At 65.7% G+C, this 20,241-nt stretch carries 16 protein-coding genes; 12 read left to right on the top strand and 4 right to left on the bottom strand.

Features of this window, described 5'->3' with window-relative positions; genetic code table 11:
- Window positions 1–87: 87 nt before the first annotated feature.
- The 7 genes from gcvP (at window position 88) to NXY83_RS02930 (ending at window position 9,886) form a co-directional block, all read left to right on the top strand.
- Entirely contained in the window at window positions 88–2,940 is a 2,853-nt protein-coding gene (gcvP, locus tag NXY83_RS02960; protein ID WP_258804623.1) for an aminomethyl-transferring glycine dehydrogenase, read from the top strand.
- A gap of 11 nt (window positions 2,941–2,951) precedes the next feature.
- Window positions 2,952–4,100, top strand: a complete 1,149-nt coding sequence (gene gcvT, locus NXY83_RS02955; RefSeq protein WP_258804622.1) for a glycine cleavage system aminomethyltransferase GcvT — start codon at window positions 2,952–2,954, stop codon at window positions 4,098–4,100.
- A gap of 89 nt (window positions 4,101–4,189) precedes the next feature.
- A complete protein-coding gene (gcvH, locus tag NXY83_RS02950; protein ID WP_258804621.1) occupies window positions 4,190–4,573 on the top strand; it encodes a glycine cleavage system protein GcvH in 384 nt (127 codons plus the stop codon).
- Entirely contained in the window at window positions 4,570–5,898 is a 1,329-nt protein-coding gene (gene glyA, locus NXY83_RS02945; RefSeq protein WP_309484118.1) for a serine hydroxymethyltransferase, read from the top strand. The genes gcvH and glyA overlap by 4 nt, the downstream gene beginning before the upstream one ends.
- Window positions 5,899–5,975: 77 nt before the next feature.
- Window positions 5,976–7,403 carry an L-serine ammonia-lyase gene (locus NXY83_RS02940; protein WP_258804620.1) on the top strand — a complete coding sequence of 476 codons (1,428 nt, stop codon included), beginning with the start codon at window positions 5,976–5,978 and terminating at the stop codon, window positions 7,401–7,403.
- Between the two features lie 72 nt (window positions 7,404–7,475).
- Complete coding sequence (gene lipA / locus NXY83_RS02935; protein ID WP_258804619.1) at window positions 7,476–8,489, top strand: lipoyl synthase; 1,014 nt, start codon at window positions 7,476–7,478, stop codon at window positions 8,487–8,489.
- A gap of 80 nt (window positions 8,490–8,569) precedes the next feature.
- Complete coding sequence (locus NXY83_RS02930) at window positions 8,570–9,886, top strand: MFS transporter (RefSeq protein ID WP_258804618.1); 1,317 nt, start codon at window positions 8,570–8,572, stop codon at window positions 9,884–9,886.
- Window positions 9,887–9,902: 16 nt separating this feature from the next.
- Here NXY83_RS02930 and NXY83_RS02925 read toward each other — a convergent pair whose 3' ends face one another.
- The 3 genes from NXY83_RS02925 to NXY83_RS02915 form a co-directional block, all read right to left on the bottom strand.
- A complete protein-coding gene (locus NXY83_RS02925; RefSeq protein ID WP_258804617.1) occupies window positions 9,903–12,248 on the bottom strand; it encodes a glycoside hydrolase family 65 protein in 2,346 nt (781 codons plus the stop codon).
- 143 nt (window positions 12,249–12,391) lie between these two features.
- Complete coding sequence (locus NXY83_RS02920) at window positions 12,392–13,129, bottom strand: HAD family hydrolase (RefSeq protein WP_258804616.1); 738 nt, start codon at window positions 13,127–13,129, stop codon at window positions 12,392–12,394.
- Between the two features lie 462 nt (window positions 13,130–13,591).
- A complete protein-coding gene (locus NXY83_RS02915) occupies window positions 13,592–14,209 on the bottom strand; it encodes an alpha/beta hydrolase (RefSeq protein ID WP_258804615.1) in 618 nt (205 codons plus the stop codon).
- 234 nt (window positions 14,210–14,443) lie between these two features.
- Here NXY83_RS02915 and NXY83_RS02910 point away from each other — a divergent pair, with 234 nt between their 5' ends.
- From NXY83_RS02910 to NXY83_RS02890, 5 genes are all read left to right on the top strand, one after another.
- Window positions 14,444–14,701: a DUF6458 family protein gene (locus NXY83_RS02910; RefSeq protein ID WP_258804614.1), complete on the top strand. Its 258-nt coding sequence runs from the start codon at window positions 14,444–14,446 to the stop codon at window positions 14,699–14,701.
- Window positions 14,702–15,035: 334 nt separating this feature from the next.
- On the top strand, window positions 15,036–15,842 hold the full coding sequence (locus tag NXY83_RS02905; RefSeq protein WP_258804613.1) for a DeoR/GlpR family DNA-binding transcription regulator: 807 nt from the start codon (window positions 15,036–15,038) through the stop codon (window positions 15,840–15,842).
- Window positions 15,839–16,819, top strand: a complete 981-nt coding sequence (locus NXY83_RS02900; protein WP_258804612.1) for a 1-phosphofructokinase family hexose kinase — start codon at window positions 15,839–15,841, stop codon at window positions 16,817–16,819. The genes NXY83_RS02905 and NXY83_RS02900 overlap by 4 nt, the downstream gene beginning before the upstream one ends.
- Window positions 16,820–16,821: 2 nt before the next feature.
- Window positions 16,822–18,888 (top strand): PTS fructose transporter subunit IIABC, encoded by a 2,067-nt coding sequence (locus tag NXY83_RS02895; RefSeq protein WP_258804611.1) that lies wholly within the window; start codon window positions 16,822–16,824, stop codon window positions 18,886–18,888.
- Between the two features lie 53 nt (window positions 18,889–18,941).
- Window positions 18,942–19,220: an HPr family phosphocarrier protein gene (locus NXY83_RS02890; protein ID WP_258804610.1), complete on the top strand. Its 279-nt coding sequence runs from the start codon at window positions 18,942–18,944 to the stop codon at window positions 19,218–19,220.
- A 148-nt stretch (window positions 19,221–19,368) separates the two neighbouring features.
- Here NXY83_RS02890 and NXY83_RS02885 read toward each other — a convergent pair whose 3' ends face one another.
- The gene (locus tag NXY83_RS02885) at window positions 19,369–20,214 is read right to left on the bottom strand and encodes a class I SAM-dependent methyltransferase (protein WP_258804609.1); all 846 of its coding nucleotides are present in this window, start codon (window positions 20,212–20,214) and stop codon (window positions 19,369–19,371) included.
- Window positions 20,215–20,241 lie beyond the last annotated feature (27 nt).

Raw genomic sequence — 20,241 nt, 5'->3', positions numbered from 1 at the left:
CCCCGGAATCTCTCAGGTCCAATACAGAGCGGGGAGGAACCCAAACCATGCCGTGCCACCCGTGGCCGGCCAGACCGGGAGTTCCTCATGACGATTCAATCCCTTCCATCGACTTTTGCCGACCGGCACATCGGCGCGCGCCGCCAGTCCGACGTCGACACCATGTTGAAAGCCGTGGGCTACGACAGCGTGGACGGCCTCGTGAACGTTGCCGTCCCGGCATCCATCCGCCAGGACAATGCCCTCCAACTGACCGCCGCCCTCAGTGAGGTTGAGGTTCTCGCCGAGCTGCGCACGCTCGCCGGCAAGAACAAGACTGCGGTCCAAATGATCGGCCAGGGCTACTACGACACCGTGACGCCGCCGGTGATCCGCCGCAACGTCCTGGAGGCGCCGGCCTGGTACACCGCCTACACGCCGTACCAGCCGGAAATCTCGCAGGGCCGGCTTGAGGCGCTGCTGAATTTCCAGACCATGGTCCAGGACCTGACTGCGCTTCCGGTCGCCAACGCATCCCTCCTCGACGAGGCGACCGCTGTGGCAGAAGCCGTGCTGCTCATGCGCCGCGCCAACAAAAATAAGACGACCAAGGACGGCAAGACCGTCCTGGACGCCGACCTCCTCCCGCAGACCATCGCTATCGTCAAGGGCCGCGCCGAGGCGCTCGGCTTCGAGGTTGAGGTCGCGGATCTCACCCATGGCCTGCCCGACGGCGACATCAACGGCGTCGTCCTGCAGCAGCCCGGGGTCTCCGGCCGGGTCTGGGACCAGTCCGCCGTCATCGCCGAGGCCAAGGAACGCGGCGCACTGGTCACCGTCGCCGCCGACCTGCTGGCCCTCACCCTCATCACCCCGCCGGGCGAGCAGGGCGCGGACATCGCCGTCGGCTCCACCCAGCGCTTTGGCGTGCCGTTGTTCTTTGGGGGACCGCACGCCGCCTACATGGCCGTCCGCGACGGCATGGAACGCACCCTCCCGGGCCGCATCGTGGGCGTGTCCAGGGACAACGCCGGCGTCCCCGCCTACCGCCTGGCCCTCCAGACCCGTGAGCAGCACATCCGCCGCGAGAAGGCCACGTCCAACATCTGCACCGCGCAGGCATTGCTGGCGATTGTTTCGTCCTTCTACGCCGTCTACCACGGCCCCGACGGGCTGAAGGCAATCGCTGAAACCGTCCACAACAACGCCCGCTCCCTCGCCGCCACGTTGGCAAACGCCGGCCGCGAACTGGTGAACGACACCTTCTTCGACACTCTCACCGTCCGCGTGCCCGGCAAGGCCGCCAAGGTGATCACCGCCGCCGAGGCCCGCGGCATCAACCTGCGCCTCATCGACGCGGACACAGTTGGCGTGTCCGTCGATGAAACCACGACGCCGGAGGTCATCTCCGCGGTGGCGGTCGCCTTTGGTGCCGGTCCTGTGGTCGAAGCAAAGGGCTTTGAGCTTCCCGAGTCCGTGCTGCGCACGTCCACCTACCTGCAGCACCCGGTGTTCAGCACCCACCGCTCGGAGACCCAGCTGCTCCGCTACATCCGGAAGCTTTCCGACCGGGACCTGGCGCTGGACCGGACCATGATTCCGCTGGGCTCCTGCACCATGAAGCTGAACGCGACCGCGGAGATGGAGGCCATTTCCTGGCCGGAGTTCGCGTCCATCCACCCGTTCGCCCCGGACTCCCAGACCGAGGGCTGGCGCGAACTGATTTCCGGGCTGGAAGACGACCTTGCCGAGATCACCGGGTATGACCAGGTGTCCATCCAGCCCAACGCCGGGTCCCAGGGCGAGCTGGCGGGGTTGCTGGCCATCCGCGGCTACCACCACTCCCGCGGCGATGCCCAGCGCAATGTGTGCCTGATTCCGGCCTCGGCGCACGGCACCAACGCGGCGTCCGCGGTCCTGGCCGGCATGAAGGTGGTTGTGGTGGCCACGGCGTCAGACGGAACGATCGACCACACCGACCTGTACGCCAAGATTGAGGCGCACAAGGATGTCCTCTCCGCGATCATGATCACCTACCCCTCCACGCATGGTGTGTACGACGCGGACGTCCGCGAAGTCTGCGACGCGGTCCATGCCGCCGGGGGACAGGTGTATGTTGACGGCGCCAATCTGAACGCGCTTGTCGGCCTGGCGCAGCCGGGCAAGTTCGGCGGCGATGTGTCCCACCTGAATTTGCACAAGACCTTCTGCATCCCGCACGGCGGCGGCGGACCCGGCGTCGGACCGGTTGCAGCCAAGGCCCACCTGGCCCCCTTCATGCCGGGCGACGCGAACAAGGCCGCACACGAGCCCGGGCACGGCGTTGCCATCTCCGCGTCCCGCTACGGTTCCGCTGGTGTGCTTCCGATTTCCTGGGCCTACGTGAAGCTGATGGGTGGCGAGGGCCTGACCGAAGCGACAAAGTCGGCGCTGCTGGCGGCCAACTACGTCGCGTCCCGCCTGAACGAGTTCTTCCCGGTTCTGTACACCGGTGAAGGCGGTCTCGTGGCGCACGAGTGCATCCTGGACCTGCGTGAACTCACCACCAGGACCGGGGTCACTGCCGAGGACGTGGCCAAGCGGCTGATCGACTTTGGTTTCCATGCCCCCACGCTCGCGTTCCCGGTTGCCGGGACGCTGATGGTGGAACCCACCGAGTCCGAGGACCTCGCCGAGATGGACCGCTTCATCGAAGCCATGATCACCATCCGCGCCGAGATCGACCAGGTCGCAGCAGGCGACTTCACCCTGGTGGACTCTCCGCTGCGCAACGCACCGCACACGGCAGCCGCCGTCGTGACTTCTGACTGGGACCGCGCCTACCCGCGCGAGCAGGCCGCCTTCCCTGTCTCCTCACTTCGACAGGACAAGTACTTCCCGCCCGTAGGCCGGATCGACGGTGCAGCCGGGGACCGCAACCTCATCTGCTCCTGCCCTCCCCTCGAAGACTTCGAAAACTAAGGACTTACGCCATGACCGAGAAGTACACTGCCCTGTACGAGCAGCACAAAAAAGCCGGTGCATCCTTCACGGATTTCGGCGGCTGGCAGATGCCGCTCAAATACGATTCAGAGCTCGCCGAACACCACGCCGTCCGCAATCGTGCCGGCCTGTTCGACCTCTCCCACATGGGCGAAGTCTGGGTGACCGGCCCGGATGCAGCCGCCTTCCTGGACTACGCCCTGACCGGCAAACTGTCCTCAGTTGCGGTGGGCAAGGCCAAGTACTCGCTGATCTGCGACTCCGACGGCGGCATCATCGACGACCTCATCACCTACCGCCGCCCGTCCCCGGAGGAAGGCGTGGACAGGTACCTCGTGGTTCCGAATGCCGGCAACGCCAAGGCTGTGGCTGCCGCGCTAGTGGGACGTGCCGCGGACTTCGACGTCGAGGTCCAGGACGCCTCCGCCGACACCTCACTGATCGCCGTCCAGGGACCCATGGCAGAAGCCATCCTCCTGAAGCTCATCCCGTCCCACCAACACGCTTTGGTGACGGAGCTCAATTACTACGCTGCCGTAGAGGTGGGGATCAGCGTCAACGGTGGCGTCCAGGATCTCCTCCTGGCCCGCACCGGCTACACGGGAGAGGACGGGTTCGAGATCTACATCGGCAACCTGGACGCGGCAGGGCTTTGGGAGGCGCTGCTGGAGGCAGGGGAAGCCGCCGGCCTGATTCCGGCTGGTCTTGCAGCCCGCGACTCGCTCCGCCTCGAAGCGGGCATGCCGCTGTACGGCAACGAACTGTCCCGCCATGTCAACGCCTACGCCGCGGGCCTGGGACGCGTTGTTTCGCTGGCAAAGGAAAGCGAGTTCGTGGGCAGGGAGGCGCTGGCGGCAATCAAGGCTGCCGGGTTTGGCTCGACCATCGGCCAGAAGCTCGTGGGGCTCAAGGGCATGGGCCGCCGCGCCGCCCGAGCCCACTACCCCGTCCTCAGGGACGGCACCCTGGTCGGCGAAGTCACCTCCGGCCAGCCCAGCCCGACACTCGGCTACCCGGTGGCCATGGCCTATGTCGCCGTCGAATTCGCTTCCCCCGGAACCGTCCTCGATATAGACCTCCGCGGCAAACCTGAACGCTTCGAGGTTGTTGAGCTGCCGTTCTACAAGCGCGCCAAGTAAATACCGAGATCCGGTTCGGACGCTCTCTCACCTTTCACGGGCTTTGCGCCAACGCTCTCTCACTTTTCATCAAAGTAAAGGAAATACACATGGCTAAAGTTGTAGCTGAACTGAAGTACTCCGCTGAGCACGAATGGGTTGCTGCTGACGGATCCGGGCCCGCTGGGATCGGCATCTCGGCCGTGGCCGCCGAGGCCCTGGGCGACATTGTGTACGTGGACCTGCCCGAGGTCGGCTCCACCGTGACGGCCGGCGAAACCTGCGGCGAGGTGGAATCCACCAAGTCCGTCTCCGACCTGTACGCCCCGGTCACCGGCGAGGTCACCGAGATCAACGACGGCGTGGTCTCGGACCCCGCCCTGATCAACAGCGACCCGTATGGTGCCGGTTGGCTCTTCAAAGTGGCCATCACCGAAGAAGGCCCCCTCATGTCTGCTGAAGAGTACGCGGCGGCAAACGGCGGCGAGCTGTGAGCGCCGGGACCGCAGCCGGAACCGTTGCGTTCCAGCAGGTGGAGTCAGGCAGCCTGAACGCCACGCTCGCCGCGCTGGATCCTGAGATCGCGGCGAAGATCGACGACGAACTGGGCCGCCAACGCGACGGCCTGGAGATGATCGCGTCCGAGAACCACACTGCCGTGGCAGTAATGCAGGCCCAGGGATCGGTGCTGACCAACAAGTACGCCGAGGGTTACCCGGGCAAGCGCTACTACGGCGGCTGCGAGCACGTGGACGTGATCGAGCAGTTGGCGATCGACCGTCTGAAGGCCCTGTTCGGGGCGGAGTTCGCGAATGTCCAGCCGCACTCCGGCGCCCAGGCGAACGCGTCCGTCATGCACGCGCTGATCAAACCGGGCGACACCATCATGGGCCTGAACCTGGCCCACGGCGGGCACCTCACGCACGGGATGAAAATCAACTTCTCCGGCAAGCTGTACAACGTGGTCCCCTACCAGGTCCGCGAAGACACGCACACCATTGATATGGCCGAAGTGGAGCGCCTGGCCCAGGAGCACAAGCCGCAGCTGATTGTGGCCGGCTGGTCCGCTTACGCGCGTCAACTGGACTTCGCCGAATTCCGCCGGATTGCCGACTCGGTGGGTGCCTACCTGATGGTGGACATGGCCCACTTTGCGGGACTCGTGGCCGCCGGTTTGCACCCCTCACCGGTGCCGCACGCCCATGTAACAACGTCCACCACGCACAAGACCCTCGCCGGTCCGCGTGGCGGGATCATCCTGTCCAACGACGCCGACGTCGCCAAGAAGATCAACTCAGCGGTGTTCCCGGGCCAGCAGGGCGGGCCGCTGGAGCACGTCATCGCCGGCAAGGCGGTTGCCTTCAAGATCGCGGCGTCCGCCGAGTTCAAGGAACGCCAGCAGCGCGTCCTGGCCGGGGCCCGGATCCTGGCCGACCGCCTGGTCCGGCCGGATGTCACAGCCAAGGGCATCAACGTCATTTCGGGCGGCACGGACGTGCACCTGGTCCTGGTGGACCTTCGGAACTGCGAACTGGACGGGCAGCAGGCCGAGGACCGGCTCGCCGCGATCGACATCACGGTCAACCGCAACGCCGTACCCTTCGACCCGCGCCCGCCCATGGTCACCTCCGGCCTACGCATCGGCACCCCCGCCCTGGCCACCCGTGGCTTCGGTGAAGAAGCCTTCGCAGAGGTCGCGAACATCATCGCCGAGGCTTTAATGGCCGACGCCGGCACGGACCTTTCCGGGCTGCGGAACCGCGTTGAGGCACTTGCCAAAGCCCACCCGCTCTACCCGGGCGTCGCACCACTTAGCTGACCTGGATTCGACGGGCTCAACCACCGGTGGAGCCCGTCGAAACCCGGCAGCACCAACCTCTAGTAAGGATTTTTGTCATGGCTGTTGGAGTCTTCGACCTCTTTTCCATCGGAATCGGGCCTTCGAGTTCCCATACTGTGGGGCCGATGCGGGCTGCTGCTGTGTTCGCGGAGGAGTTGAAGGCTTCCGGGGTCCTGGCGGAGGTGGCGGGGTTGCGGGTGGACCTGTACGGGTCGCTCGCGGCCACGGGGCACGGGCACGGGACGATGACCGCGGTTTTGCTGGGGTTGGAGGGGTTTCATCCGGAGCTGATCCTGCCCGATGAGGTCGAGGCCCGGCTGGCCGCGATCGCCGAGACCGGGACGCTGCGGCTGGCCGGGGCTGTGCCGTTGCCGTATGGGGTGAAGGATATGGTGTTGCGGCCGTTGACCATCCTGCCGCGGCATACCAACGGGATGACGTTCACCGTCACCGGCGCCGGGGGTGAGGTGCTGCATACGGCGACGTTCTTCTCGGTGGGCGGCGGGTTCATTGTCCGGGAGGGCGAGGAGGACGCGGCGCAGCAGGAACTGGATGAGTCCAAGAAGGAGCTGCCGCTGCCGTTCCGGACCGCCGCGGAGTTGCTGGAGCATTGCCGGAACACCGGGCTGGGCATCAGTGAGGTGATGCGGGTCAACGAGGAGGACAGCCGTACCCCGGAGGAAATCCGGGAAGGTTTGTTGCACATCTACTCGGTGATGGAGGCCTGCGTGGCCACGTCGCTGAAGCGTGAGGGTGTGTTGCCGGGCGGGCTGAAGGTCCGCCGTCGTGCCCCGGACTGGTATGACCGGCTGAAGAAGGAAAGTGCGCGGCCCGGCGGTGAAAGCCAGGACGGGGATTTCTATGAACAGAAGTACTGGCAGGAATGGGTTAACCTGATCGCCCTGGCGGTGAACGAGGAGAACGCCTCCGGCGGCCGGGTGGTGACCGCGCCGACGAACGGTGCGGCGGGGATCATTCCGGCGGTGCTGTTTTACGCGCTGCATTTCGCGCCGGGGATGGACCAAGCCACGCAGCAGGACCGGGATGATGTGGTGGTGAAGTTCCTGCTGGCCGCGGGCGCGGTCGGGGTGCTGTACAAGGAACAGGCCTCGATCTCCGGGGCCGAGGTGGGCTGCCAGGGCGAGGTCGGCTCGGCGTCGTCGATGGCCGCCGCGGGCCTGGCCGAGGTGATGGGCGGGACCCCGGCGCAGGTGGAGAACGCCGCGGAAATCGCGATGGAACACAACCTGGGCCTGACGTGTGATCCGATCGGCGGGCTGGTCCAGGTCCCGTGCATCGAACGGAACGCGATCGCCGCCGCGAAAGCGATCAACGCCGCGAAAATGGCGCTCTGGGGCGACGGCTCGCACCGGGTGTCCCTCGATGAGGTCATCATCACCATGCGCGAAACCGGCAAGGACATGAGCTCCAAATACAAGGAAACCGCCATGGGCGGCCTCGCCGTCAACGTCGTCGCATGCTGACCACCGTCCGCCCGATGCAACCCGGACCGCCGGCCCCGGGCGACAACCCCGCACGAACAAAGGACAACAACCATGACATTGGCACCTGAAGGCCGGAAGATGCTGCGGATTGAGCAGCGCAACGCGGCCACCCCGGTGGAGCGGAAGCCGGACTGGATCAAGGCCAAGGTCCAGATGGGCCCGGAGTTCGTCGGGCTGAAGAACCTGGTGAAAAAGGAAGGCCTGCACACCGTCTGTGAAGAGGCCGGCTGCCCCAACATCTTCGAATGCTGGGAAGACAAGGAAGCCACCTTCCTGATCGGCGGCTCCGAATGCACCCGCCGCTGCGACTTCTGCCAGATCGACACCGGCAAACCCTCCCCCGTGGACAGGTTCGAACCCACCAAGGTGGCCCGCTCGGTCCAGGCCATGCAGCTGCGCTACGCCACCGTCACCGGCGTGGCCCGGGACGACCTGGAAGACGAAGGCGTCTGGCTCTACGCCGAAACGGTCCGCAAGATCCACGAACTGAACCCCGGCACCGGGGTGGAACTGCTCATCCCGGACTTCTCCGGCAAACCCGAACACATCGCCGCGATCTGCGACTCCAGGCCCGAGGTGTTCGCCCACAACGTCGAGACCGTGCCAAGGATCTTCAAGCGCATCCGTCCGGCGTTCCGCTACGAACGCTCCCTGGACGTCATCACCCAGGGCCGGGACCTGGGCATGGTCACCAAGTCCAACCTGATCCTGGGCATGGGCGAAACCCGCGGGGAAATCTCCGAAGCCCTCCGCGACCTGCACACCGCCGGCTGCGACCTGATCACCATCACCCAGTACCTGCGCCCGTCCGAACGGCACCTGCCCGTGGACCGCTGGGTCAAACCCCAGGAATTCGTTGACCTCCAGCACGAAGCCGAAGAGATCGGCTTCCTCGGCGTCATGTCCGGGCCCCTGGTCCGCTCCTCCTACCGCGCCGGCCGGCTCTGGGCCACCGCAATGCGCAAAAAAGGCCGCGACATCCCCGCCGAACTCGCCCACATCGCCGACGGCATCCAGGACTCCGGCACCACCCGCCAGGAAGCCAGCACCCTCCTCGCCGGCTAGGCGGACCTGCAGGGCGAGCGGCACCGGAAAGGGGCTGCGGGCGCTCCCCCGGTGATGCTCCAAAGCCTAGACTTACCCTTATGCCCGCCCCCAAAGCCCTGCGCCCCTTTGCCCACCGCGAGTACCGGGTACTGATCGCAGCGCTTGCCATCTCCATATTCGGTTCAGGCATGTGGGCCGTGGCCATGGTCTACCAGGTGATCCACCTGGGCGGCGGCCCCCTGGAGCTTTCCATGGTGGCGGCCGCCGGCAGCGTAGGCCTGGTGGCGTTCGTCCTGGCCGGCGGGATCGCTGCTGACCGGGTGCCGCAGCGCAGGCTGATCATCGCGGTTGAAGGTGCCAACCTTGCAGTCATCGCGGCCATCAGCGCACTGGCGATGACAGGGTGGCTGCAGCTGTGGCACCTGGCGGCAGGTGCCTTCGTGCTGGGTGTGGGGGCTGCCTTCTTCTTCCCGGCCTACTCGGCCATCCTGCCGCGCATCCTCCCCGCGGAGGACCTGCTGGCGGCCAACGGCATGGAAGGGTCCATGCGTCCGGTCCTGCAGCAGGCAGCCGGCCCTGCCATCGCCGGCATCCTGGTGGCGGCACTCTCGCCGTCGCATGCCGTCACCGCGGTGGCGCTGTGCCACCTCCTGGCGTTTATTGTGCTCAACTTCCTCGGCCAGCACGCGCTGGAGGCACCGGTCAACGGCGCGGAATACGGGGAATCTGCAGGCGGTGGCGCACGCAGCAAGTCGACGTTTATCCAGGACCTTCGCGAAGGCGTCCGCTACACCGTACGCACGCCGTGGCTGCTGTGGACCCTGATCTGGGCGTGCATCTCGGTGCTGTTCCTGATTGGTCCCATCGAGGTCCTGTTGCCGTTCGTGGTCCGGGACCAGCTCGGCGGCGACTCCCGCATGTTCGGCTTCCTTCTGGCCGTGATGGGCGTGGGCGCTGCGATGGGTTCCCTGGCCACGGCATCGCTCCGGCTGCCGCGGCGCTACCTTACGGTGATGATGGTGTCCTGGGGCGCCGGCAGCCTGCCGCTGGCCGCCGTCGGCATCATGGACAGCTTCTGGGCGATTGCCGCGGCAGTCTTTATCTTCGGGGCCACCGGCAGTGTGGGGATGGTCATCTGGGGCACGCTGCTCCAGCGGCGGGTTCCACCGCACCTGCTGGGCCGGATCTCCAGCCTGGATTTCTTCGTCTCGCTGGCCCTGATGCCCGTGTCCATGGCGCTGGCCGGCCCCGCGGCGGAGGTGCTGCCCATCTGGCTGATCTTCCTGGTGGCGGGCGGCGTGTGCCCCATCATGGCGGTTGTGGCCATGGCCGTGGCACGCATGCCCGACGACGAACTGGCCCACCCCCTCGACCGGTCACCTGAGATGGAACGGACGACGGCGGCAGGAAGGTAACGCGGCAGGCCGGCGCTCAGCTGTTGCCGCGCACCACCGGGATGCTCGCCGTCGGAAGTCCGCTCGGGAAGACGGTGGGCTCCGGCTCGGCCACGGGCTCAAGTACCACCTGGACAGGGTCGCTGCCAACTGAGAGCACCTGGCCCCGGACATCCACCTCGAGGGCTTCACCGTCCTGGACGGTCAGGGTGATGGAGTCTTTAGACAGCTGCACCAGCAGCAGCCGGCCCCGGATCTTCAGATGGAAGGTCAGCCCATCCCACTCGCCGGGCAGCCGCGGATCGAAGTACGGTACAGGCCCCTGGTCCCGCAGGCCGGCAAAGCCGCAGACCAGCGAACTCCACACCCCACCCGTGGAGGCGATGTGGACGCCGTCGATCGTGTTGCCGTGGGTGTCATCAAGGTCGATGAACACGGCGTTGGTGAAGTGCTCCAGCGCTTCCTTCGAGTAGCCCACCTCGGCGGCCATGATGCCCTGCACGCACGCGGACAGGGTGGAATCGCCCGTGGTGATGGGATCGTAGAAGTCGAAGGCCCGCTGTTTTTCCTCAGCCGTGAAGTCCTGCCACTGCAGGAACATCGCCAGGACAGTGTCCGCCTGCTTGAGGACCTGGTGGCGGTAAATCACCAGCGGGTGGAAATGCAGCAGCAGCGGGTACTTCGAGCGGGGTGTGGTCCAGTCCCAGGGTTCCAGGGTCATGAAGTCGTTGTCCTGGGAATGCACCTGCATGCGGTCGTCGAACGGCAACTGCATCCGGCCGGCGGCAGCCTCCCACAGCTGCCGCTCTTCCTGGGTGACGCCGGCATGCTCCAGGGCGGCAGCGGCCCGGAGGTTGAAGCGGGCCATGACGTTGGTGTAAAGGTTGTCGTTGACCACGGCGGTGTACTCGTCCGGCCCGGTGACACCGTGGATGTGGAAGAGCCCGTCCTTGCCGAAGAAGCCCAGCGAGATCCACATGCGTGCCGTTTCGATCAGCAACTCGGCGCCCATCCCGTCGCGGAAGGCGGTGTCTCCGGTGGCCCACAGGTACCGGTTGGCGGCGAACGCGATGGCAGCCGCAATGTGGAACTGCGCGGTGCCGGCTGCGTAGTACGCGCTGGCCTCCAGCCCGTTAATGGTGCGCCACGGGAACAGCGCGCCGTCCACGCTCAGCTCCTTGGCCCGGATCTTGGCCTCCGGCAGTATGCGGTGGCGGAATTCCAGGACCTGGCGGGCACCCTCCGGGTTGGTGTAGGTCATGTATGGCAGGAGGTACACCTCCTGGTCCCAGAAGTAGTGGCCCTCGTAGCCGGAGCCGGTTACGCCCTTGGCGGGGATGCCGGCCACGCCGGCCTGGGCCGTTGCCTGGGCGAGCTGGAACAGGTTCCACCGGATGGCCTGCTGCAGCTCCGGGTTGCCGCCGTTAACCACAATGTCCGAGGTGGCCCAGTAGTCGCGGTAGTGCGCTTCGCTTTCGGCAAAAATTTCCCGGACAGACCGCAGGCCTGCTTCGGCCACGGCTGCAGCATCGGCTGCGGGATCCTGGATTGCCGGTCCCGCCGCATAACTGACGCTTTTCTCCAGCGTGAACGGTACGTCAGCGCTAACAACCAGGACGTAGCGGACGTTGCTGTCGTCCTGGTCCACCTGCGTTTCAAAAGGCTGGTAGCCGGCCGAGATCCAGTGGTCCACCGCAATGCCTACCCGCTGCTTGGACTCGGCGGCTTCCCACGCGAGGCGAAGCGAGCCGTCACCGCCGTCGAGCCGCAGAGGCAGCAGCACACGTCCGGCGTGTCGGCCGGCGCGGCGCGGATCATGCACGGAGTGGTCCTCCACCGGCTGGTCCTGCCGGTTGATGACCGAGGAGGTTACGTCCAGCGACACGTCACGGTCGGTTGCCACATGCAGCGAAATCCCCAGGCTGCCACGGGAAGCGAATCCCAGGGCCCTTCGTTCCGTGGTGGTCACCACGGCGCCGGAACGGCACTGCCAGGTGATCCGGCACTCGTAAACTCCGGTGGCGAAATCAACGGTCCGGCGGTAGTCCAGCACCTCGGATGCGGCCAGGGTCATGGCCTCGCCGTCGATGATCAAGGTGAAGTTGTTGGCATCGGGAATGTACAGGATGCGCTGGCCCGTCCGGGCGAACCCGAACGCATTCTCGGCATGCTTAATGTCCCAGATCTCGTGCAGGCCGTTGATGAAGCTGCCCGGAAGGTCCGAGTCCGCAGCAGCCCAGTGGGCACCGCGGATGCCCAAATGTCCGTTGCCCAGGGAAAAGAGCGTCTCCAACGTTCCGGCGTCACCCGGTTCATGGCGTGTTTCCACGAGCTGCCAGGGGGTGTTAGGGAACCGTTCGCGGTCCGCGGTGATGATAGCCATGGTGTTGGGGTCCTTTGGCGTGTGCTGTACAACCGGCAGGGCCGGCACAGGGTATTCGTAGGGGGTGGGGTACTTGGATTGGCGCTGCCGGGGGTGGCAGCAGTGCCGCCCGGGGGAAGGCGGCAGGGAAAGCGGCAGGCGGCTTAGGGAAGCAATTCCTGGAGGTCGTTCACTACCAGGGTTGCCCCGGCGTCCAGGAGTGTCTGCCGTCCGGCGCCGCGGTCCACCCCGATAACGGAATGGAACGATCCTGCCTGGCCTGCCTGCACACCCGACACTGCGTCTTCCACCACCACGCACTCCCCGCTGGGCAGCTCCAGCAGGTGGGCGGCATAGTCGTAGGTGGCCGGGCTTGGTTTTCCGGGAAGGCCTTCCCTGGCAGCCACCACGCCATCAACCACTACGGCGAAGTGGTGGCTGAGTCCGGCAGCCTTCAGGACTGCCGGGGCGTTCCTGGAGGAAGAGACGACGGCGACCTTCAGTCCGCGTTCCAGCACGGCCTGGAGGAAATGCACTGAGCCCTCGAACGGTTCAACGCCCGCGCTGACGATGTCGTTGAAGATAATGTTCTTCCGGTTGCCCAGGCCCTGGACCGTGACATTGGCGGGGTCATCGTCCAAGGGACCTTCGGGAAGCACGATTCCCCTGGACGCCAGGAAGTCGCGGACACCGTCGAAGCGGGGCTTTCCGTCGATGTGGTCAAAGTAGTCGCTTTCGGTGTAGCCGGGGACCTGCGGCTGCGAGGCAAGGTAGCCCTCAAACAGTTCCTGCCAGGCCTGCTCATGTACGGTTGCCGTGGGGGTAAGCACGCCATCCAGGTCGAACAGGATGGCAGAGGCACCGGTCCAGGCGGCGGTTTCGGTTGCAGACGATACAGTCATCAGCAGTACGTTGTCCTTTCAGACGGCAGGCAGCCGCGAAGCGGGATGCTTTGGTAAGTGTTTGGCTTCGGTGCCCGGGTGACCTGCAAGTGCGGCGGCCGGCTGCCGGCGAAATACGCTGCGGCGTGCGGGGGCCTTGCTGATCCAGATGCTACTTCCCATGATGTGCCTGTTAGCGCTGTGGAACAAATGGACGCACAGTACAGCAGGCCGGCCGGCACCCGCCAGGGGGCAGCATCTCTGCGGCGAGGGCGCGCTTTTTGGGCGCAGTACTCTGACTGCATCGCACTGGCCTCCTCGTCCGCCCAGTTCAGCGCCGCGCTAGTACGGCCGAACACGAGTGTAAGCGCTTACAAATTTAGCTGACAACTGTTTTTTCATCGGGCAACCGGCACCGGGCTGTGACGAAACTCTCACCTGAAATGGGTTTCCGCCATAGGGCAGGAACTCCATTCCGGGACTTCACCCCAGGACGTAGTGGCGCAGGAACGCGCTGACATCCACCATCTCCGCCTTGGACATGGCGTGCCCCATGCCGGGATAGGTCCGGGCTGTCAGGAGCGTGTTTTTCTCGAGCCAGTCGGCGGTGTAGGCAATGGCATCGTCATTGATGACCAGGTCCGCCTTGTCCCGCCCCCAGAAGAACGGGGGCTTCGTGTCGAACGAGTCGGTGAACGCCAGGAGCTCGTTGCTCAGGACGAAGCCGGACAGCCCCACCACCGCCCTGTAATCCTGGGGATGCAGCCGCAGGAGAGTGCTCGCCATCGCCATGCCTTGGGAATAGCCCATCAGGCTGACGCTTGTGTGCTGATCCCTCACCGAGCTGATCCAGCCATGGACCTTGCTGGTGACCGTGATGACGTCGGCGAAATCGTTGGCCAGGAAATAGTCCAGCAGGAACCAGCCGTAGTGGTCGCCAATAACCATCGGCGCCCTCAGCGAGGCAAAGGTGAACTCGGAAGGAAGGTAGTTGAACAGGCGGACCATGCGGGACTCGTCCGTGCCGTAGCCGTGCATCATGACGAGTAAAGGAGTACCGGCGCGCTGGTCCTCCGGCTTGGACCACACAACTGTTTCCATCGAACCAGCCTAGTCAGCCGGGACATGCCCGAAGTTGAGCGCGCGGGTTACGGGGTTATACAGAAAACTACAACAGCCCCTCCCTTCACGACCGTTACGCATCTGAAACGCGCCGGGACGTGGCTGAGCGTTGATCAGGACCCGCGGGAGCTGTAGCGTGGCGACTAACGGACAGCATGCTTAGTATCCATCAGGGCTAAGACAACGCCCATCCTCGACCAGAAGGAGCAACACATGAGAATCGGATCCTCCATTTTCCTTATCGCCCTCGGCGCCATCCTCGCCTGGGCGGTTGCTCCAGGCTTGATCCCGGCAGTAGACCAGGTCCTCATCGGCTACATCCTGATGGCCGTCGGCGTCATCGGCCTCATCGCTTCCCTCATCCTCGCTTCACCGGGGCGCAGCCGCCGGGTCAGCGAATCCCGCTCGGTAGTGGATCCCAACACGGGCGAGCGCATCACCCGCAACGAAAGCAGTGACGGCGGAATCTAGCCTGACCGGAACGCCGAGACAGCACCGGCAGCATGAAGGGGCACGAGGTGCCCAGGAGCCCGAAAAGCCGGGCCGGACCCCCGTGGTCCGGCCCGGCTTTCGCTTGCGCCAACCTACAGGCCCCCTCGCACATCCTGCCGAGAAACCGGCAACCATCTCGCACCTCTGGACAGGCGAGTTTTGTTTCATGTGGGTTTCCATTGACAAACCAACAGAATCAAAGATAAAGTCAAGTAACTCAACATCATGTGATGCCAGTCACGCCAAACCTGCTCGCATCAGCAGTGGCCGGCTGGCATGGCTTTCCCCTTATGACCTACGCAACGGAGGGTACGTGTTCGCCGAGGAGCGCCAGCAAAAGATTGCCGAGCTTGTTGCCGGCAGCGGCCGGGTCAGCGTGACCCTCCTGGCCGAGCGCTTCCGCATCACCACCGAGACTGTCCGCAGGGATCTCGCCACCCTCGAAAGCGCAGGGACCGTCCGCCGCGTCCACGGCGGGGCGGTGGCGGCCGACCGGTTCAGCACTACCGAGGAAAGCATCAACGAGCGCGCCATCCAAAATCCTGACCAGAAGGTCCGGATCGCCGAAGCCGCGCTGGCCCTCATACCCCGAAACTCTCCCGGCAGCGTCCTGATCGACGGCGGCACCACCACCGAGGTGCTGGCGGACATGCTTTCCCGCCGCTCCGCCGTCGAACCTTCCGACTCAAACGGGCAGCGGCCCGAACTGGTGGCAATCACCCATGCCGTGCCCATCGCCGGGAAGCTCTCCAGTATTCCGGGGATTGCCCTGCAAATCCTTGGCGGCCGCGTCCGTGGGATCACTCAGGTAGCCGTCGGACAGTCCACTGTGGACGCCGCGTCAAGAATCCGCCCGGACATCGCATTCGTGGGTACCAACGGCATCCACGCCAGCTTTGGCCTCAGCACCCCCGATCCTGAAGAAGCCGCCGTCAAGGCAGCCTTCGTCCATTCGGCACGCCGCATTGTGGTGCTGGCCGATTCCTCCAAGCTGGACACGGAAACCCTGGTCCAGTTCGCCTCCCTGAAAGATCTGGACACCTTGATTACAGACAGTGAACCCGGACCTGAACTCGCGGCCGCTCTGGAAGAGGCCGGCGTCGACGTGGTGATCGCATGATTGTCACGTTCACGGCCAATCCCAGCCTGGACCGCACCGTTGCCCTGCCCGGCCCCCTGGAACGCGGCGAAGTACAGCGTGCCGTCTCCGTCAGCCAGGAATCCGGCGGCAAGGGCGTCAATGTCTCCCGTGCCCTGGTGGCCTCCGGCCTGGAATCCGTGGCGGTCCTCCCCGGGGCTGACAGCGATCCGGTCCTGACCGGCCTGAGGGCAAGTGCAGTGCCGTTCGTCTCCCTGCCGATCGACGAGCCACTGCGTACCAACGTTGCCCTCACCGAGCCCGGTGGCGTCACCACCAAGATCAACGAGCCCGGGCCCGTGCTGGACGAGGACCAGCAGGACGCCCTGATCAAACTGCTCCTGGAAAGTTCACGCGGCGCCAGCTGGGTTGTCCTGGCCGGCTCCCTGCCGCCGGGCTTCCCCGCAGACTTTTACGCAACGGTGGCCCAGCGCCTGCGTTCTTCCGCCGACGGCGCCGCCCCGCGCATCGCCGTCGACTCGTCCGGACAGCCTCTCGCCGCCGCCCTCACGGGCGGCGCGGCCGGCATGCCGGACCTCCTTAAGCCCAATGCCGAAGAACTGGCAGAACTGGCCACTGCGGCCGGATTTGCCCCGGCCACCGCTGACGAACTGGAAGCGGACCCGGCGGCTGCAGCGGCAGCGGCTGCCGCCGTCGTTCGTGCGGGTGTGGGTGCTGTGCTGGCAACTCTCGGATCCAAGGGAGCTGTCCTGGTAACGGCCGACGGCGCGTGGCTGGCCACGCATCCGCCGGTCGCCGCGGTCAGTACGGTGGGCGCGGGCGACTCCGCGCTGGCCGGGTATCTGCTCGCCCACGGCCAGGGCGCCGCCCCGGCCGATTGCCTTCGTCAGGCGGTGGCCCACGGTGCCGCCGCCGCCTCCCTGCCGGGTTCCACTGTCCCGGCAGTCCACCAAACCACCCCGGATGCCGTTACCATCACGGCCCTTCGAAAGGATTGACAGTGACCCAGCTCATCACCACGGAACTGGTCGAGCTCGACCAGAACCTGGGCAACTCCCCTGAGACGGTGATCCGGCACCTGGCAAGCAAAGTAGCTGCCACCGGACGCGCATCAGAAGTCGAAGGCCTCTTCGCCGATGCCTATGCCCGGGAGCAGAAGACTGCAACCGGCATCCCCGGCGGCATCGCCATTCCGCACTGCCGTTCAGCTGCAGTCACGGAGCCCACCCTGGCCATGGCCCGGCTCAACCCGAAGGTGGACTTCGGTGCGAAGGATGGCCCCGCTGACCTGATCTTCTTCATCGCAGCGCCGGACGGAGCAGACCAGGCGCACCTGAAGCTGCTCTCCAAGCTGGCCCGCTCCCTCATCAAAAAGGACTTCACCGCAGCCCTGCGCAACGCTTCCTCCCGGGAGGAAATTGTGGAACTGGTGGACGGTGCACTCGCGGACAAGCCCGCCCACGCTGCCGCAGCCCCGGCAGATGGAACTCCGGGAACCCTGAACACTTCCGGCCAGTCCGGCGCTTCGGCAGTGGAAGGTGCGGGCGCAAGTGCAGCGGCTGGTTCCTCCGGCCCCAAGCGCCTCGTGGCTGTCACCGCGTGCCCCACCGGCATCGCCCACACCTACATGGCAGCGGACTCGCTGGTGGCCGCTGCCCAGGAAGCCGGCGTGGACCTGCAGGTGGAAACGCAGGGTTCCTCCGGCGCCAAGCCGCTGGACCCGGCAGTTATCGCTGCGGCTGACGCCGTGATCTTCGCGGTGGACGTGGACGTGCGCGGCAAGGAGCGTTTTGCCGGCAAGCCCGTGATCAATGCCCCCGTGAAGCGCGGCATCGACGAGCCCGCCAAGATGGTCGAGGAGGCTCTCGCCGCGGCTGACAACCCGAACGCACGCCGGGTTCCGCATTTCGGCGCTGAGGAGCAGGCCGAGACCGCGGATAGGGAAAAGGGCGAGCACATCGGCCAGAAGCTGAAGAGGGCCCTGCTCACCGGTGTCAGCTACATGATTCCGTTCGTGGCCGGTGGTGGCCTGTTGATTGCCCTCGGCTTCCTGCTCGGTGGCTACGACATCACCGATGTTGCGGACACCGTGGTTGTGGAGAACAACTTCGGTAACCTTCCCGAGGGCGGCCTCGCCATCTACCTCGGCGCGGTGCTGTTCAAGATCGGCGCCTTGTCCATGGGCTTCCTGGTCCCCGCATTGGCCGGCTACATCGCCTACGCCATCGCGGACCGCCCTGGCATCGCCCCCGGTTTTGTGGCCGGTGCCGTAGCCGGATTCATGGGTGCCGGCTTCCTCGGCGGCATCGTGGGCGGCCTGCTGGCCGGTTACATGGCCCACCTGATTGGAACCTGGGCTGTCCCCCGCTGGCTCCGCGGCCTGATGCCGGTTGTCATCATCCCGCTGCTTGCCTCCATCTTCGCCTCGGGCCTGATGTTCCTGGTTCTTGGCGGACCCATCGCCGGCCTCACCGCAGCACTCAATGATTGGCTCTCCGGCATGACCGGCGCCTCCGCTGTCGTCCTGGGCATCATCCTGGGCCTCATGATGTGCTTCGACCTCGGCGGCCCGGTCAACAAGGTTGCCTACGCCTTCGCCGTGGCCGGCCTCAGCGCCGGCAGCGCCACCAACCAGGCCCCGTGGCAGATCATGGCGACCGTCATGGCAGCCGGCATGGTTCCGCCGCTGGCGATGGCCCTGGCAACCGTCCTGGACAAGAAGCTCTTCAGCCTGGCCGAACGTGAAAACGGCAAGGCAGCCTGGCTGCTGGGCGCGTCCTTCATTTCCGAAGGCGCCATCCCGTTCGCCGCAGCCGACCCGCTGCGGGTCATCCCGGCCAGCATGGTGGGCGGTGCCCTCACCGGTGCACTGAGCATGGCCTTCGGCGTCACGTCCCAGGCGCCCCACGGCGGCATCTTCGTGTTCTTCGCCATCGGCAACCTGCTGATGTTCGTGCTCTCGATCATCGCCGGAACCATCGTCAGCGCCCTGGTCGTTGTGGCCCTCAAGCGCTGGGCAGCCAAGAAGACCGTTGATACGGTGGAGACCGTTCCCGCAACGGTCTGACCTGACTTACCCCACTAGCTATCCGGCACCGCCGGAAGACAAAAGGAGCAAAAATGCCAGAACGCACCGCAACCGTCGCCAGCCGCGTGGGCCTGCACGCCCGCCCCGCCGCCATCTTTGCCGAGGCAGCAGGAGAATACGACCTGGACATCACCATCGCCCGTGAAGGCGAGCCCGCTGATGAGGCCATGGATGCTGCCAGCATCCTTTCCCTCATGAGCCTGGGCGCCTCCCACGGCGACGTTGTAGTCCTCCGCGCCGAGGGCGACGGCGCTGACAATGCGCTGAACCACCTGGTCCAGATCCTGGAAACGGACCACGACGCCGAGTAGCAGCACGTCGTTTCGACAGCAGCGTGCCGGCGGCCGCCGTCGGGCATGTTCCCCCAGGGGAATGCGCCCGACGGCGGCCGCCGCTGTTAAACCCGGCCCCGCTCGCCGCGGTTCGACCACGAGGACGTTGGCACGTACTTTCCCGGCGTTACCCAACCTTCTTCGCCGTGAACAGCAGGTACTCCCACTGCATCTGGAACGCTGTATCGCCGTGGGCGTCTCCAAAGGATTCGGCGAGGTCCGTGAGCGCCTCGTCAAGTGCCTTCACTTTGTCCGTGTCCTCCCCGATGTACTTGTAGATAGAGATGGTGGGGCCGTAGTGGGACTTGAAATACCGGACAAAATCGGCGGGCTGATGGAAGCTTCGGACAGCCAGGGTCTGCTTGCGCGCCTTTGCCCCGGTAACCCTGTCCCCCAGCAGTTCCAGGACGTGGTCCTCGCTCCCCCACAGCGGTGCCGGCTGGGCACCCGGCGGGGGCGGCGGGGCGAACGGCTTCATGGTGGTAAACATTTTGCCGATGAACCCCTCCGGCGTCCAGCTCAGCAGGCCAATGGTGCCACCGGGCTTGCAGACGCGGATCAGTTCGTCGGCGGCGGCCTGATGGTGGGGCGCAAACATGACGCCGAGGCAGGACATCACCACATCGAACTCGTTATCGCCGAAAGGCAAGGCCTCGGCGTCGCCTTCCTGCCATTCCAGGCTGACGCCCCGGTCCGCTGCCTCGCGGCGGCCTGCTTCGAAAAGCTCAGGGGTGAGGTCGCTTGCCACCACGCGGGCGCCCATCATGGCGGCCGGTATGGCTGCGTTTCCGGCACCCGAAGCAACGTCCAGCACCCGGTGGCGGCTGTTGACGCCGGATGCTTCCACCAGAATGGCTCCCAGCTCGGGGAGCATCTCACTGGCCAGCGCCGGATAGTCTCCCGACGCCCACATGGCCCGGTGCTTCTGTTTCAGCGCCCGGTCGGCCTCAACCGTATCGGTCTGATCGTTCATGGTCCGCGCTCCTTTTACTGGCCGTTC

Source organism: Pseudarthrobacter sp. NS4, from assembly GCF_024758005.1.
Lineage (GTDB): Bacteria > Actinomycetota > Actinomycetes > Actinomycetales > Micrococcaceae > Arthrobacter.
This window is presented reverse-complemented; position numbering and strand designations above follow the sequence as displayed.